The organism is Pseudomonas sp. B19125 (assembly GCF_044218855.1).
Taxonomy (GTDB): domain Bacteria; phylum Pseudomonadota; class Gammaproteobacteria; order Pseudomonadales; family Pseudomonadaceae; genus Aquipseudomonas; species Aquipseudomonas edaphica.
On the sequence record NZ_CP162589.1, the window covers coordinates 4,660,775 to 4,676,002 of the forward strand.

Here is a 15,228-nt window from a genome sequence, read left to right on the forward strand (position 1 = left end):
TGTCCTTCGGTTGAGTCGGCTGCACGACTCTACCTCAGTCGCGGTAACCGGGCGACACCCGATCCAGCATCCGCAGCAACGCCGCCCATGCCAGCTGCATGGCATTCACATCGGTCAGCTCGCCCTCCTCCAGCGATCGGTTGGGATTATTGAATTGCTGCTCGGTGTAAGCGCAAACCTCAGCCGGCGGCAGGATCAGCTTGCCGCAGGCCTGCGCGGCGATCTGGATATCGCAGGCCTTGTCCAGGTAATACATGCGCAGAAACGCCTCACCAACCGTCGCGCCCACCGTCAACAAACCATGGTTGCGCAGCATCAGCACCGGCTTGTCGCCAAGGTCCTGCACCAGCCGGCGTTGCTCGTGCATGTCCAGGGCGACGCCTTCATAGTCGTGGTAGGCAACCTTGCCGTAGAACTCCATCGAGATCTGATTGACCGGCAACAAACCGCACTCCAGCGCCGCCACCGCACAGCCGGCGCGGGTGTGGGTATGCAGCACGCACTGGGCGTCTTCGCGAGCGCCATGAATGGCGCTGTGAATGACAAAACCAGCCGGGTTTACGGCATAAGCAGAAGGTTCGACCGCCTGCCCGTCCAGGCCGATCTTGACCAGGTTGGAGGCGGTGATTTCATCGAACATCAGCCCATAAGGATTGATCAGAAAGTGATGTTCCGGCCCGGGAATACGCACCGAAATATGCGTGAAGATCAGGTCGCTCATGCGGTAGTGCGCGACCAATCGATAGCAGGCCGCGAGCTCTTCGCGCAGTTGCTGCTCGGTGGAGTGAGTCATTTTTATTCTCCAGGCACGGGGTTGGTAAAGGCGACGCTAAGCCAGCCGTCAGTAAAAAAACAAGTTGATTTTTTACTGGCGCTCGCCTCTTACTAGAAAAATAACAATAACAGCGCCTGGAGTATCCGCACCATGTCGCACGCTGCCTTCCCGCATCTGTTCGAACCCTTGGTACTGCGTGGCAAACGTCTGAAGAACCGCATCATGTCCAGCGGGCATGACACCTCGATGCCGACGGATAACCGGGTCAATGCGCAATTGATCGCTTATCACCGTGCGCGCGCCGAAGGCGGTGTGGGGCTGATTGTGTTGCAGGTGGCGGGCGTGCATGACAGTGCGCGGTACACCTCCCATGTGCTGATGGCCACCGACGACGAATGCATCGACGGCTATCGTGAGTTAGCCGATATTTGCCACGCTCAGGGCACCGTGGTGCTGTCGCAAATATTCCACCCGGGCCGCGAGATCATGGAGTCGGCAGACGGGTTGCTGGCGGTGGCGTACTCGGCGTCGGGAGTGCCTAATGAGCGGTTTCGGGTGATACCACGGGCGCTCGACCAGGCGATGATCGATGAGATCGTCAGCGGTTACGCAGCGGCGGCCAGGCGCCTGCATCAGGCGGGAATTGACGGCGTGGAAGTGGTCGCCAGCCACGGCTATCTGCCCGCGCAGTTTCTCAACCCACGGGTTAACCGGCGCACCGATGACTACAACGGCGTGCTTGAACAACGCCTGAGATTCCTGCGGGAAATTATTGCGGCCGTGCGGGCCGCGACCGACGCGCAGTTCATCATCGGCCTGCGCATTTCTGCCGATGAGCGCGACAGCGAAGGCCTTACCGAAAGCGAATCCCTGGAGGCCGTGCAACACCTGCAAACGCAGCTGGATTATGTGCATATCGTCGCCGGCACCTCGGCGTCCACGGGCGGCGCAGTGCATATCGTGCCGCCCATGGCCATCGCCGCCGCGTACCTGGCCGATGCGGCCGCGACGTTCAAAGCCAGCCTGTCGATACCCCTGTTTGTCACCGGGCGGATCAACCAGCCGCAGGAGGCCGAGCTGATCCTGGCGCGCGGCCAGGCCGATGTGTGCGGCATGACCCGCGCACTGATCTGCGACCCGCTGATGCCGGCCAAAACCCTCGACGGCCGCGCTGAAGACGTGCGCGCGTGCATCGCCTGCAATCAGGCCTGTATCGGGCACTTTCACAAGGGCTTGCCAATCTCCTGCATCCAGCACCCCGAGACGGGGCGCGAGCTGCACTTCGGTAACCTGCAACCGACGTTGAAACGCCGCCGCATCATGGTGGTCGGCGGTGGCCCGGCCGGCATGAAAGCTGCCGCTGTGGCCGCGCAACGCGGCCACGACGTGACCTTGTTTGAAGCCAGCGGGCAATTGGGCGGGCAGGTGCTGTTGGCGCAGTTGCTGCCACGGCGCAGCGAATTCGGCGGCGCCAGTACCAACCTGCAACGAGAGATGACGCTGGCAGGCGTGCGTGTGCTGCGCAATACCCGCGTCGACCGCGCCCTGGTGGTGCAGGAGCAACCCGACCACGTGATCATCGCCACCGGCGCCGAACCCTATTGGCCGGCATTCGAGCGCGGCGGCGAGCTGCAAGTAGTGGATGCCTGGCAGGTGTTGCGCGATCAGGTCACCTTGGGGCGCTCGGTGGTGGTGGTCGACTGGCGCTGCGACTGGATCGGCCCCGGTATCGCCGAGCGTCTGGTGCGCGCCGGCCATCAGGTGCAACTGGCGGTCAATGGCACGCATTGCGGGGAAAACCTGCCGCTCTATGTACGCGATCAACTGGCGGGCGAGCTACACCGCCTGGGCATTCCCATCATCCCTTATGCGCGCCTCTACGGCTGCGACGACAGCACGGTTTACTTGCAACACAGCGCCAGCGGCGAACCGATGCTGCTGGAGAATATCGACAGCCTGGTGTTGTGCCAGGGCCATCAGCCGGTGGACACTCTGGGCGCGGAGCTTGCGGGGCTGATGCCCTTTGAGCGCATCGGCGACTGCCTGGCGCCGCGCACCGCCGAAGAGGCGATCTACGAAGGACTCAAGGTAGCGTGGAAACTCTGAACGACGAACCGCAGCCACTGTTTCTCGGTACGCGCATTCGCGGTCTGCGCAAGGCACGCGGCCTGACGCTGACCGAACTGGCGCAACTGAGTGAACTGACCGCCGGCTATCTCAGCCAGTTGGAGCGCAACCTGGCGTACCCATCGATCCCGGCGCTGTTCAATATCGCCCGCAGCCTGGGCGTGACTATCCAGTGGTTTTTTGCCAGCGAGGCCGCCCCTGCCCCAGCGGATGAAGGCTATGTGGTACGTAAAAACAATCGTCAAAGCATCCGTTATGAAGATGGCATCGTCGACCAACTGCTGACGCCATTGCCCAACCACCAACTGGAGATCCTGCACTCATGCTTCCCACCCGGCACCTACAGCCAGCAAAGCTACAGCCATGAAGGCGAAGAAGCGGGCTATGTGTTGAGCGGCACCTTTGAGCTGTGGGTCGGTGAGCGGCATTTTCTGTTGGCTGAAGGCGACAGTTTCAGCTTTGCCAGCAGCGAGCCGCACCGGTATGGCAACCCGGGCAAGGTGGATACAGTGGTGATCTGGGTGATTACACCCCCGACATTTTAGGCCGCTGTAGCAAATGCAGACGTTTCCTACGGGAACTGGCGACAGTGGCGCGGCTTGCCATCAGTGGTGAGGCACCCAGTCGCTTGCTATAAAAATGGCTACTTCTTTTCGAGGTTGTCGCCATGTCTTTATTGCATTTGTTGTTTGGGAAACCGACTCAGGATGATTGGGATCGAGTAAGGGATGTCAAATCCCGTAAAACCTGGAAGGTCGTACGTGGAGGCATCGGCCTGGACATCGATGAGGTTATCGCGTCAGAGGGTTACAGGGACGCTCTGCGCCAAGTGCAAAAAATGGAGTCAGACGACTCATGGGCCTGCTGATCATTGTGCCGTTACTGGTCAGTGGCTATCTGGTCTGCCTCAGGCACCCGTTTTTCTACTTGCGATTGCACCGATTCCAGGGACAGTTGCTTTACCTGCAGGTAGCAAGGCTCGGAATGCTCTGCCTAATCGTTGCCACGTTTTTGAGTGCTGCCCTGCTGACGTTATCAAAACAAGCAGCCTTTATCGCCGGGCATGAAGTTGCGGCGGACTACAGCCAAAAACTGGGTACGCTATTGGTACAACTCGACATTGCCAATGAGAAAAACTGCACGCTATGGGTTTTCATGTTGCAGGCGGGCATGACCACTCTGGCGATTCCTTTTTTCTGGGCAAGGCTATATGTACGCGCGAAGAAGAAAATGCTGAAGCTGGAAACCGACACGCAGCTCTACCACGTGCTTTCGCTGGGTATTCTTGAGGGCACGCCATTCAAGCTTTTATTGAGAGAGTCCATCGTCAAGTGTGTGCCGTGCATGTTCAGTTTGAGCGACAGGAAGGTCTATGTCGGGATTGTAGTATTCGCAGGCACCCCCACGGAGTCCGAAGGCATTGGTCAGGGGTTCAGCCTGGTGCCCATACTCAGCGGGTACCGGGACAAGGACACATTGGAGGTCACGCTCCACACTCACCACGCCCCTATAAACCGCCCCAGGCCGATCCTGCTGGTTCAGGAAAACGTCGTGTCGGCCACTCGTTTTGACTTCACCACATGGATCCGTTCCCAGTCCCGCAGAAGCCGAAAGGCGCAGCAGGGGCAGTTCTATCACCACCGCCCTGCGCGCCCGGCAGAAGCCTCGCGCATCTGCGCATGAAGCTGGGTATCACGGCCACTTGAACATATCGTCCACTGGTACACGGTAGCCGGTAGCCAGGCGGTTGGTCTCGTTGGCCATGCCGACCACGGCCTGCAATTCGCCAAACATCTCGTCTGTCATGCCGGCCTTGCGTGCGGCGGCGGTGTGGGAGGCGATGCAATACGGGCAATTGTTGGTCACGCTGACCGCCACATACAGCAACTCCTTGGTCAGCGGGTCGAGAGCTCCCGGTGCCATGATTTCCTTGAGGCTTTCCCAGGTGCGGCGCAACGTCGGCGGGTGGGCGGCCAGGCATTTCCAGAAGTTGTTCACCTGGTCGACCTTGCGTGTTTGCATGATGTCGTCGTAAACCGCACGCACTTCAGGGCTGGCGTCGGAGTATTCGGTGAGGTGTTGGGTCATGGTCTTTCCAAGGCTGGCATAAAGCATTCTGGAATACCGCGCCACACCCATGGCTGGCAAGTGAAGCCGGTAAGCATCGGGTGACAAAGTTGACCAGCGGTCATGCGAACCCGTGCTGTTGTGAATCAGCGTGCTGGGCACAGCCTGCTCACCCTGACAAGGCCGCGGGCATTCGTGACTTGTGGTTAAGAGTCCTTTTCGCAATGGGCGGTTTTTCCGAGTGAACGACGGGCGGATACTCGACTCCATTGTTCACACCCCTTCTGGAGTTACTGATGTCTACCCCAACCCCAAACGTCCCCGCCTTCGGCCTCGGCACCTTCCGCCTGCAAGGCCAGGTGGTGATCGACTCGGTGAGCACCGGCCTGGAACTGGGCTACCGCGTCATCGACACTGCGCAGATCTACGAGAACGAAGCCGATGTCGGCCAAGCCATTGCCGACAGCGGCGTAGCGCGTGATGAGCTGTTTATCACCAGCAAGATCTGGATCGCCAATTTCGCCGAAGGCCAGTTGATTGCGAGCCTGCGCGAAAGCCTGCGCAAACTCAAAACCGATTATCTCGACCTGACGCTGATCCACTGGCCATCGCCGGAAGACCAGGTGCCGGTCGCCGAATTCATGGGCCAGTTGCTGGAAGCCAAGCGCTTGGGACTGACACGCCAGATCGGCATTTCCAACTTCACCATTGACCTGATGAAGCAGGCAATCGCTGCGGTGGGTGCCGAGAACATCGCCACCAACCAGATCGAGTTGCACCCCTACCTGCAAAACCAGAAGGTTGTGGATTTTGCCACCGCCCAGGGTATCCAGATCACATCGTACATGACCCTGGCCTATGGCGAAGTGCTCAAAGACCCGGTGATCCAGCAGATCGCCGAGCGCCATCAAGCCACACCGGCGCAGGTCACGCTGGCCTGGGCCATGCAGTTGGGTTACGCGGTGATCCCGTCGTCGACCAAACGCGCCAACCTGCAAAGCAATCTCAAGGCCCTGCACCTGACCTTGAGCGCTGCCGACATGGCGCAGATTGCAACCCTGGAGCGTGGCCACCGTTTAACCAGCCCCAAAGGCATTGCGCCGAAGTGGGACTAAACCCCGGCCAGCGGTTTGCGCGATAATTCCCGCAGCCATGGCAACACCCGCAGGCCCGCCGTGGCTGCGGGTGGGTCGATGATGTCCATGAAGTGTTCGAGGTTGACGCTGTCCGGCACACCCGGCAACCGCACCAGCACCGCAGGCTGAGTATCAGCCGGTTCGCCCAGTTCCTGATGGTCATAGAGCAGCACATGCCGCACCTGAGGCTGCGGCCCGCAAGCCTGCAGCGCCAGCCCCGCATTAATGATCAATACGTCGAAGGGCTCGGCAGGGATCGCGGTGAGTATCTGGACTTCCTGGTAGGTTTGCACCGGCACAATGCGGTGGTAACCCAACTGATTGAGCATTTTTTCTATGTACAGTCGTTGCAGGTGTTGTTCATCGGCAATCAGGATGGTCAGTGCTTTGTTCGGCATGGCGAACCCCTGGGCTGGCAGCGCTCGTCAGTGAGCGTGCCCCATTCTCCAGACATATACCGAAGACAAAATCAGGCATGTTCCCCCTTCATGTAGGAGTTCTCCCAAATTCACCGAATGCCCCTCAACTGCAGTCAGGCCTGCTTGCAATAGTCACCCATGCGCTGGTGCAAATCAGCAATTGCCGTGTCAATTGTTGCAACAGCCGCGCCCAATGTGCTGCGCTCCTGTCGCTCACACACCGCCTCCAGCATTTCGCAACTGGCTATCAATGGCTCGGCCTTGACCATTCGCGCCCCACCTTTGACGCGGTGTGCGAGGTCATGCAGCCCACTAAAACTATGCTGACGTGCCAGCAACGCCAGCATCGCGCGGTCTGCCTCCAAACTGTCGAGCAAGGCGCTCAAAAGCTCATTGAGCGCGGCGTGATCGTCTCCCGTGACGACCTTCAAAGCCTTTAAATCAAACCCTGGACCAGCGTCGGGTGACTCAGGGCCGAGCGCATAGACGCTCAGCGCAGAGCGCAAGTCCTCAAGCCCGGCAGGCTTGAACAGGCAACCATCCATGCCCGCCTGCCGGCAGCGCTCGGTTTCTTCCGGCTGGGCATTGGCGGTAAACCCCAGCAGCAGGCAGGCGGGCAAGCCATGCTCACGCTCTTGCGCACGGATTTCACGCGCCAAGGCATAGCCATCCTTGAGGGGCATGTTGCAATCGGTGATTACCACATCCGGCCGCTGGGTTTGCCAGCGTTCCAAGCCCTGGACGCCGTCTTCGGCGGTGCTGATGCGATGCCCCAGAAAGCTCAGCTGCCGGGCCAGCAGCAGGCGATTGGCCGGGTAGTCATCCACCACCAGAATGTCCAAAACACGCACGGGACGGGTAGGTTCCGGCGTAGCCGAAACCTCGGCCGCTATTGCTGCTGTGGTGGCCAACGTGAGTGCTACGTCCACCCGTGTCCCCTGCCCCAGCGTACTGCTCAACTGCAGTTTCCCCGCCATCATTTCGCATAGCGTGCGGCTGATCACCAACCCCAGGCCCGAGCCGCTGCGCGCCGACTGCTCGGTATTGCTGCCCTGGATAAACGGGTTGAACAGCCGCTGCTGGTCCTCGGCACTGATGCCTATGCCGGTGTCTTCTACCCACAAGGTGAGGTTCAATTGGCCGGGGTCCGATGCCAACCCACAGCGGCCGCCCAAGCGCACCCGGCCGTGGTCGGTAAACTTGATGGCATTGCTCAGCAGGTTGGACACCACCTGCTTGAATCGCAACGGGTCGATCAACACCGCGCAATCCATCTGCGGATCAAGCTCTACTTGCAGCGCCAGGCCTTTCGCGCGCGCCAACCCTTCGAATACCCGCGCCACCGACTTCAATAGCTCATGCAGGTTGGCCGGTTCAAGGGACAAAGACAAATGGCCGGACTCAATTCGGGCAATATCCAAAATGTCGCCGATCAGGTCCAGCATGCCGTGGGAGGCCACCGAAGCGACTTCCAGGGCGTCACGGTCGGCACGCCCTTGTTCAGCGTTGGCCAACGCCAGCTCGATCATGCCGATCACCGCGTTCATGGGGGTGCGAATTTCGTGGCTCATGGTCGCCAGGAACGTGGTCTTGGCACGGTTGGCGGCGTCAGCGTCCTCCTTGGCTTCCTGCAACTGGCCCAGCAGCCGCTGGCGCTCGCTCACATCGACCCAACCGGCAATCATGCCCACGACATTTTCGTCGCCATCACGGTACGGCAGCATCCAGTGGTAAATGGTCAACACCTTGCCCGCAGGCAACCTGAGCACCCGATCATGAATCTGCGGTTCGCCCCGCTCCATCAACCGCAGATAGTCCTCATGGAACGACTGGGCCTGCGGCGGGTTGCCGGTGTCGGTCTCGATCACCGTCTTGCCGATCACCGCTTCAAGCTTGAAGCCAAACACGTCCAGGTAGGCACTGTTGCAGGCCATCAGCCGACCCTGGCGATCACGCACGTAGATCGGGTGGGGCGTACCGTCGATCAGCACGCCCATAAAGCGCATCTGGTCACTTAACGCGCGTTCGGCCTGAGCGCGCTTGCGTATCAGGCTGCGCAGGTAAATCGCCCATCCCAGGGTGATCAGCAGCAATACCGCCGCCAGGCCGAACCCTTGGATAATCGTGCGGCGATGGCGTAGCCAATGATCTTCGATGATGACATCGGTGCGCCATTGGCTGATCAGTTCATCCATTTCCTGAGGCGGGATGCTCAGCAACGCCTTGTCCAGTATCGAGTACAGCTCCAACTGCCCCCGGTTGACCCCGAACGTCATACGCACAGGTTCAGAGCCGACGGTGCTGGTCACGTGCAAGCGATCGCGGTACTCAAAGGCGATCAGGTAACGCGCATAGATCAGTGAACTGACGGCACCCTCGGCGCTGCCATTGGCCACCAGAGCCATGGCATCCGTAGGATTTTTCGCCTCCACAAACTGGATACCGGGATAGTCGCGATTGATGACGTCACGCAGCGCATTGCCGCTGGGTATTACCAGGCGTTTACCCAGCATATTTTCCAGTGTCATGGTGCCAGGCGTGTCGGTACGGGTGACCAGCACCAGTGGATTGGTCAAGTAGGGCCGCGTAAAACGCACCTGGTCAGAGCCTTCGAGGCTGGGCGTGACCACCGCCATCATGTCCGCCCGGCCGGAACGGACCGCCTCTATTTGCTGAGGCATTGAGCCGCCCGGGACCACATCGAACTTCAAGCCGGTGCGCAAGCTGATCCGGGATAGAACGTCTGCACTCAAGCCCTCTGATTGCCCTTGTGCCGTGAAGGATGCCAACGGCAACATCTGGTCGGACGCTACCACCCTCACCCGTGGGTGTTTTTCCAGCCAGCGTTGCTCGCTGGTGCTTAAGCGCAGGCGCTCGGTCCCCAGAACACCAAGATTGCCAGCACTCCAACGGCGCAAAATATCCAGCTGCTGGTTAGCCGGAATCGACCTCAGCGCGCTGTTGATGATGCGCAGCAAGCGAATATTGTCCCGGGCCAGCGCGAACGCAAAGGCGTTGGACTCCAAAGTGGAAAAGTCCGCCAGCTGTACATTGTTGAGGTGGTTGCGGTTGATCTGGTAGTGGGCGGTGATGGCGTCTCCGAGGTAGACATCGGCACGGCCAAAAGCCACGGCGCCGATGGCTTCGAAGACCGACGCAAACAGTTCCACATGGGCCTTGGGGTAAAACGCCTCGACCACATCGGGCGGCATATAGTGATAAAGCATCGCCACACGCTTGCCGGCCAGGTCGACACTCAGGGACTGGGTGTCTCCGGTACGGGTGACCAGGATGGGCTGATCATTGGCATAGGAGCGCGAAAGGACGAGTTGCGGGTCCCCCGCTTCAAACCCGTTGGCCGACCCCAAGAAATCGATAGAGCCCTGCTTGAGCGCCTCAATCACTTCATCACGGGTGTCATAGCGGCGCACTTCAACGCTGACGTTGAGCGCCTGGGCAAGCAACTTGGCATAGTCGGCGGTGACGCCTTCCAGTTCATCGTTATTGTTGGTCAGTTCGAAAGGCCCGTAATCGGGCGCGGAAACCCCCATCCACAGCGTGCGGCGCTCACGCAGCCAGTGCCAGTCAGCGTCCCCCAGCACCACGGGCGGGCCATTCTCGTCGAGGCTGGAATGCCCCAGCAACCGCAAGGTGTGGGGCTCATCAAGGGCCGCAGCGAGCAACGGCAGCAGGCTCATCAACACCAGCATGATCAACCGTCGGACCTGGGCAAGGATCATGTCGATTCAGATCAGATGATTACGCTGGGCAAACTTGGCCATGTGCACCACAGACGTCATCCGCAGCTTCTCCTTGAGCCGGGTCTTGTAGGTGCTGATGGTCTTGTGGCTCAGCAGCATATCTGCAGCAATTTTGTTGTTGGTAAAGCCCAACGCCAACATCCTCAGCACTGCCAGCTCGCGGTCTGAAAGCGAGTGCACCAGCTCGTGCTCGGTGGTCTGCAAATCATCACGACGCACCGAACTGCTCGGCAGACTGGGGAAGCAGTTGTAGTTGGACATCACCGCCTTAATGGCTTTTTGCAGCTCCTCCAGCTCTCCGGTCTTGGCGACAAACCCCATGGCGCCGGCACGCATGCACCGCGTGGAAAAAAACTCCGGCAGATACGACGTCAGTACCAGAATTTTGCACGGCACACCCAGCGCCTTGACCCGGCTGATCACCTCCAGCCCACCCAGTTTTGGAATGGCCAGGTCGAGAATAATCAAGACTGGACGCTTCTCTCTAACCTTCTGAAGCGCGTCCGCCCCCGTACCGGCTTCCTCGATGTCAGTGAAGCCTTCGCACTTGAGCAAATGCTTGACGGTTGCCCGTATAAACGGATGATCGTCCACAACTAACACGGTCCCACTACTTAGCGCTTTGCTCATATCACTACCCTGAAAAGAATAAGTACCCTTACACATCACACGGGACACCACTACCTGTGAGAAATGACAGTTTCGACCAGCGGTACTGCCGTCACTCAGGTGGTCCGCTTCTATCGAAGTCACATCGAGCACGTATAGCCAAACCGTGACCACCGGCTAGCTGCAAGTGCGCAACCTTAACAACGAAATGACGTATTGACCGAAGGGGCAATCCCAATCAGATGTAGGATTTTTCTTCGCAAAAGTAGCCGTTGAGCGCGTGTCAGTCAGTGGTACTCGGGCTCCAGAACGCTTGCACCACCAGTGTCGAGGTGGAAATTCGCGCCACCAGCGCGTCCAGTTCGTCGCCGTCTACCGAGGTCGCGGCCAGGGTGGCCTCGATCTCCACTTCTTCGCTGCCGAACGGCCGCACATCGACGTCGCTGGCCGGGTAGTTGCACCGCGCCAGTTCGGCCTCCAGCAGCACCATCACTGCCTGCTGCTGGCTGCGCCGGGCGATGACATAGAGGATGTTGGTGACCTCCGCCGACACCACGTCCAAAGGCTGACGGTTGATGTTATTGACGATCGGCCGCAGCAAGGTGTTGGCCGCCAGCACAAATAGCGTGCCCAGCAGTGCTTCGAGGATCAGGTCAGCCCCCGCACACGCCCCCACCGCTGCCGAAGCCCACAACGTCGCAGCAGTGTTGAGCCCACGCACGTTGCCTTCCTCACGCATGATCACGCCAGCGCCCAAAAAGCCGATGCCCGAGACCACGTACGCAACCACCCGCACCGCGCCTTCCGCGCCACCCAGGCGGTTGGCCATGTCGACGAAGATCGCCGCGCCCACTGCCACCAGCACATTAGTGCGCAAGCCCGCCGTGCGCTGGCGGTACTGGCGTTCGAAACCGATCAAGCCACCGAGGATAAACGCCGCGGTAAGGCTGACCACGGTATCGACCAACGAGTTGAGGTTGATGTTGTTGATTGCCTGCATAAAAATTCTCCATGACTGCTGCGCATGCCAGAAACCTTAGTGCAGGTACGACCGACTGCACCGTCCCCGTTTAAAGGCACAGTCAGCTTGGCCCGCCCGCCGTAAAAGGCAGGCGCGTCCGTAGCATCCCAAGTGATTTGAGGTGCTGGTCAGCGTCGATGAGAGGGATGCAGGCAGGTGCCAGGACTGGCCGCTGCCGGAATGCCGCTTCTCGCTTTTTGAGGCGAGACAACGGCATCAGGAAAAATGCGCGTTACCTTGCCAAGTATGTGCCAGTAACCGAAACCGGCCGACGACTGTCGCTCGAACAAGTACCCACTGAGGGTCTCCGCTATTGATGAAAACGCGCGGAGTTTACGCCGCGTTTTCGAGGGAGTAAACCGTAGGAGAATTTACCATAGGGGTTTAGGTGGATTGTTCAGGGTGAGTTCAGCAACTGTTTTTTGGGTCACGCCGAAGATCAACTGTGGGAGCTGGCTTGCCTGCGATGGCGGTCTGTCTGCTGGAGGTTTATTGCCTGACACTGCGTCATCGCAGGCAAGCCAGCTCCCACAAGGAGTGTGCACGTCCGCTATTACGGCATATCGGGCCGATCCCGCTCAACCCGTTTCAAGTACTCGTCCATCTGCCCACCTGCCAGCGGCTTGACCTGAATAGACACCCTGTTGACCTGCCGTCCCATCCTGATGCCTTCACGCGTGCGCACCTGCACATACCCAAGCTTGGGCCAGAAGCGCTCGGCCTTGGTATTGCCGACCACCACCGTCAACCGCAGCCACTGGGCACCGTTGCTCACCGCCCACGCTTCAAGATCGGCATGCAATTGTCGCGCGAACCCGGTGCCATGCAGGCGCGTATGCACCAGCAGCAAACCGATATGCCACACGCCGACGGCCAGCAAGTCGGCCGCGATGTTCACGACGGCGGCCAGTTGGTCCTGCATATCGCGATAACCCAGCCAGTACATCCGGCTGCAACGCCAACCTGCCGGCAACTGACCCTGTAACTCTTCGTGCGCTTCGGTCGGTGTGGCCGGTTCACCATTGACCGCGATGAAATATTCGGGTGCCTGGTCAAAAAAACACTGCAGTTCGGCCGCGTCGCCGTCGTGCAGTTCAACCACTCGAATACCTTCGAGTGCGCAATCAACCTCCATGTTTACTTCCCCTTCAATCGTCGCGCGTCAGCACTTCCAGCAACTCGATTTCAAAGCACAGATTGCTGTTGGGCGTGATATGCGCGCCCATCGAACGCTCGCCATAGGCCAGGTGCGCCGGCACAAACAGTGTGCGCACGCCACCCACCTGCATGCCCATCAAGCCCTGGTCCCAGCCCTTGATTACGCGCCCGGTGCCGATCACGCACTGGAACGGCTTGCCGCGCTCCCAGGACGAATCGAACACGGTGCCGTCTTCGAGGGTGCCGGTGTATTGGGTGGTGATCAGCGCCCCCTTGACCACGGCTTTGCCGGTGCCCAGGCGGGTGTCGGTGATCTGGAGTTCATCGTTGCTCATGGGGCTCTCGTTGGATGAGTTAAGACTGGGGTTTTCCCAGAATAAAATGAGCTTGGCAAGTGCGCCCTCGCCACACCCTTATGCCGATCGTTCCTTACAGCCAATGCCAGAACCGGCTCCAGAAACCCCGGCCCAAATCATCCTTACAGCGCGCATATTGCGCCGCGTACATCTGCGAGCGCGCCTGCACCTTGCTCGCCACCGGCGGCAGCCAGGCTTTGGCCGCATAGGTACGCTGGCGATAGCCGCCCCAGCCTTCGTGGTAGTTCAGGTATTGGCCGTAGGCGTCGTATTTGTACACGCCGTTGATGGTGTAGGTCTTGTCCATGTACCACCCCACAAAGTCGATGGAGTCATCGAAATCCTGACGGCTCGCACCGCTGCGGCCGGTGCTCTTGCGGTAGTCGTTCCACACTTCATCCTTGGCCTGGGAATAGCCTTCGGCGGTGGACACGCGCCCCCAGGGGATGATCCATAGCAGGTATTTGCGTGGTGTCTTGGCATCCTGGCGGAAGCCCGACTCTTGATACATGATCGCGAACGGCACCTGGATCGGCACGCCCCAGCGCTTTTGCGTGACCTTGGCGGCGTCGTACCAGTCATCTTTTTCACGGAAGATGCCGCAGATGTCGTTTGGCGTGCGTGGCGGCGAAGTACCGCACGCCGCCAACAGGGAGGTGAGTAATAACAGTCCGACAGCTTTGCCTGCGCTCAAGGGGCACCTTTGCGTGATACACGTAAAAAGCCGGTATTTTACGCATTCATTCGAGCGCAGGGGGTAGCGAGTTCACTCCATAACCAGCTTCCACAGGCGGCATCCATGCCGCACATGCTCAGCTTAAGCCAACGGCACGCGACGCGTGGTCAGCGCGGTACGACCCACAAAGAAGCTCAAGGCTGCACCCAGCAGCAACATGGCCAAGGTGCTCCATGCAGCGCGGGACAGCTGCTTAGCCGCTACTTCACCGGCTTCACGGGCTTTCTGTTCGGCTTGCTGTTTCAGCTCATCGACCTTCTGCATGGCTTGCTGATAAGCCTGGGCATAGTTCTCGACGATCTGCGTGGCTTCGGCTTTGCTCTTGCCGGTACGGGCGGCCACGATGTTGACCAGCGCGTCTTTGTCCGCAGCATTCAACGCAGGCTCGCCGGAGGCTTTGACGCGTTCGAACCACTGCTTCAACTCATCACCGGCCTGGGCAGGGTTGGTCGCGGCGTCCTTGGCCGATTGCTTGCCGTCGGCGGCGGCCTGGTCGGTTTTCTGCTCGACGTTGGCAGGGTCCAGCTCAGGCTTGCCGCTTTGCTTGAGCAAGGTGTCGAGTTGGCCTTGCAGGCTGTTCCAGTCCAGTTGGATACCCTGCTCGTTCAACTGCTGCTTGATGCTGTTGCCGATCCCAGGCGCAGCAGCGGCGATACCACTGCCGGCGGCGGACAAGCCTTTGCCTACTACGTTACCGGCGGTGCCGACCACGCTGGCGGCCAGGCCAGCCAGCAGCCAGGTGGTGAGCAAGGTGGTGAAGGTCCAGGTCAATACGCCGTGCAAGCCGCCACGGTCCGGTGCAGTGCGCCCGGCCACAAAGGCGCCGAGGCCGACAGCCACCAGGGTGGAGACAAACAGCCAGATCCCGGCGCCGGTGCCGAAGCCGCTCAGGGGGTTGCCCGCTTCCATCGGGTTGACGGCACTGGCGCCGATGGCCGTGCCCAGCACGCTGAGTACCAGGTAGGTCACCAGGGCAATTGCACTACCGGCGAGCACAGAGCTCCAGGACACGCGAAACGGTGAACGGTTGGTTTCATAGACAGTTGTCATGATTAATCCTTTG

14 protein-coding genes are annotated in these 15,228 nt (G+C 59.8%); 4 read left to right on the plus strand and 10 right to left on the minus strand.

Translation table 11 applies throughout. The features are described from left to right. Positions 1 to 34: 34 nt before the first annotated feature. Positions 35 to 793, minus strand: coding sequence for a class II aldolase/adducin family protein (locus tag AB4P96_RS20945; protein WP_395600031.1), 759 nt, complete (start codon positions 791 to 793; stop codon positions 35 to 37). Positions 794 to 925: 132 nt separating this feature from the next. Between AB4P96_RS20945 and AB4P96_RS20950 the strand changes: the two genes are divergently transcribed. The 3 genes from AB4P96_RS20950 (at position 926) to AB4P96_RS20960 (ending at position 4,585) form a co-directional block, all read left to right on the plus strand. Further along, entirely contained in the window at positions 926 to 2,881 is a 1,956-nt protein-coding gene (locus tag AB4P96_RS20950; RefSeq protein WP_395600032.1) for an FAD-dependent oxidoreductase, read from the plus strand. Next, positions 2,869 to 3,447, plus strand: coding sequence for a helix-turn-helix domain-containing protein (locus AB4P96_RS20955; RefSeq protein ID WP_017139004.1), 579 nt, complete (start codon positions 2,869 to 2,871; stop codon positions 3,445 to 3,447). The genes AB4P96_RS20950 and AB4P96_RS20955 overlap by 13 nt, the downstream gene beginning before the upstream one ends. A 310-nt stretch (positions 3,448 to 3,757) precedes the next feature. Next, positions 3,758 to 4,585, plus strand: a complete 828-nt coding sequence (locus AB4P96_RS20960) for a hypothetical protein (RefSeq protein WP_236447009.1) — start codon at positions 3,758 to 3,760, stop codon at positions 4,583 to 4,585. Positions 4,586 to 4,594: 9 nt separating this feature from the next. On the opposite strand, the gene AB4P96_RS20965 is transcribed toward AB4P96_RS20960, so the two are convergent. Then, positions 4,595 to 4,990 carry a carboxymuconolactone decarboxylase family protein gene (locus AB4P96_RS20965; RefSeq protein WP_017139001.1) on the minus strand — a complete coding sequence of 132 codons (396 nt, stop codon included), beginning with the start codon at positions 4,988 to 4,990 and terminating at the stop codon, positions 4,595 to 4,597. A gap of 275 nt (positions 4,991 to 5,265) precedes the next feature. Between AB4P96_RS20965 and dkgB the strand changes: the two genes are divergently transcribed. Next, positions 5,266 to 6,084, plus strand: coding sequence for a 2,5-didehydrogluconate reductase DkgB (gene dkgB / locus AB4P96_RS20970; RefSeq protein WP_395600033.1), 819 nt, complete (start codon positions 5,266 to 5,268; stop codon positions 6,082 to 6,084). Here dkgB and AB4P96_RS20975 read toward each other — a convergent pair. The 8 genes from AB4P96_RS20975 to AB4P96_RS21010 form a co-directional block, all read right to left on the minus strand. Then, on the minus strand, positions 6,081 to 6,503 hold the full coding sequence (locus AB4P96_RS20975) for a hypothetical protein (protein ID WP_017138999.1): 423 nt from the start codon (positions 6,501 to 6,503) through the stop codon (positions 6,081 to 6,083). The genes dkgB and AB4P96_RS20975 overlap by 4 nt on opposite strands. 134 nt (positions 6,504 to 6,637) lie before the next feature. Continuing rightward, positions 6,638 to 10,264 carry a transporter substrate-binding domain-containing protein gene (locus AB4P96_RS20980; protein WP_099547669.1) on the minus strand — a complete coding sequence of 1,209 codons (3,627 nt, stop codon included), beginning with the start codon at positions 10,262 to 10,264 and terminating at the stop codon, positions 6,638 to 6,640. Between the two features lie 6 nt (positions 10,265 to 10,270). Beyond that, entirely contained in the window at positions 10,271 to 10,915 is a 645-nt protein-coding gene (locus AB4P96_RS20985) for a response regulator transcription factor (protein ID WP_026013841.1), read from the minus strand. A 262-nt stretch (positions 10,916 to 11,177) separates the two neighbouring features. Then, entirely contained in the window at positions 11,178 to 11,894 is a 717-nt protein-coding gene (locus AB4P96_RS20990; RefSeq protein WP_099547668.1) for an MgtC/SapB family protein, read from the minus strand. A gap of 574 nt (positions 11,895 to 12,468) precedes the next feature. Continuing rightward, positions 12,469 to 13,050, minus strand: a complete 582-nt coding sequence (locus AB4P96_RS20995) for a GNAT family N-acetyltransferase (RefSeq protein ID WP_395600034.1) — start codon at positions 13,048 to 13,050, stop codon at positions 12,469 to 12,471. 13 nt (positions 13,051 to 13,063) lie between these two features. Continuing rightward, positions 13,064 to 13,408: an FKBP-type peptidyl-prolyl cis-trans isomerase gene (locus AB4P96_RS21000; RefSeq protein WP_170038739.1), complete on the minus strand. Its 345-nt coding sequence runs from the start codon at positions 13,406 to 13,408 to the stop codon at positions 13,064 to 13,066. 94 nt (positions 13,409 to 13,502) lie between these two features. Beyond that, a complete protein-coding gene (locus AB4P96_RS21005) occupies positions 13,503 to 14,123 on the minus strand; it encodes a hypothetical protein (protein WP_017138992.1) in 621 nt (206 codons plus the stop codon). 123 nt (positions 14,124 to 14,246) lie between these two features. Next, positions 14,247 to 15,215, minus strand: a complete 969-nt coding sequence (locus AB4P96_RS21010) for a hypothetical protein (protein WP_395600035.1) — start codon at positions 15,213 to 15,215, stop codon at positions 14,247 to 14,249. Between the last annotated feature and the right edge of the window lie 13 nt (positions 15,216 to 15,228).

Coding starts and splice junctions, on each gene's coding strand:
- AB4P96_RS20945 (WP_395600031.1), bottom strand. CDS start 793: ATGACTCACTCCACCGAGCAGCAACTGCGCGAAGAGCTCGCGGCCTGC.
- AB4P96_RS20950 (WP_395600032.1), top strand. CDS start 926: ATGTCGCACGCTGCCTTCCCGCATCTGTTCGAACCCTTGGTACTGCGT.
- AB4P96_RS20960 (WP_236447009.1), top strand. CDS start 3,758: ATGGGCCTGCTGATCATTGTGCCGTTACTGGTCAGTGGCTATCTGGTC.
- AB4P96_RS20965 (WP_017139001.1), bottom strand. CDS start 4,990: ATGACCCAACACCTCACCGAATACTCCGACGCCAGCCCTGAAGTGCGT.
- dkgB (WP_395600033.1), top strand. CDS start 5,266: ATGTCTACCCCAACCCCAAACGTCCCCGCCTTCGGCCTCGGCACCTTC.
- AB4P96_RS20975 (WP_017138999.1), bottom strand. CDS start 6,503: ATGCCGAACAAAGCACTGACCATCCTGATTGCCGATGAACAACACCTG.
- AB4P96_RS20980 (WP_099547669.1), bottom strand. CDS start 10,264: ATGATCCTTGCCCAGGTCCGACGGTTGATCATGCTGGTGTTGATGAGC.
- AB4P96_RS20985 (WP_026013841.1), bottom strand. CDS start 10,915: ATGAGCAAAGCGCTAAGTAGTGGGACCGTGTTAGTTGTGGACGATCAT.
- AB4P96_RS20990 (WP_099547668.1), bottom strand. CDS start 11,894: ATGCAGGCAATCAACAACATCAACCTCAACTCGTTGGTCGATACCGTG.
- AB4P96_RS20995 (WP_395600034.1), bottom strand. CDS start 13,050: ATGGAGGTTGATTGCGCACTCGAAGGTATTCGAGTGGTTGAACTGCAC.
- AB4P96_RS21000 (WP_170038739.1), bottom strand. CDS start 13,408: ATGAGCAACGATGAACTCCAGATCACCGACACCCGCCTGGGCACCGGC.
- AB4P96_RS21010 (WP_395600035.1), bottom strand. CDS start 15,215: ATGACAACTGTCTATGAAACCAACCGTTCACCGTTTCGCGTGTCCTGG.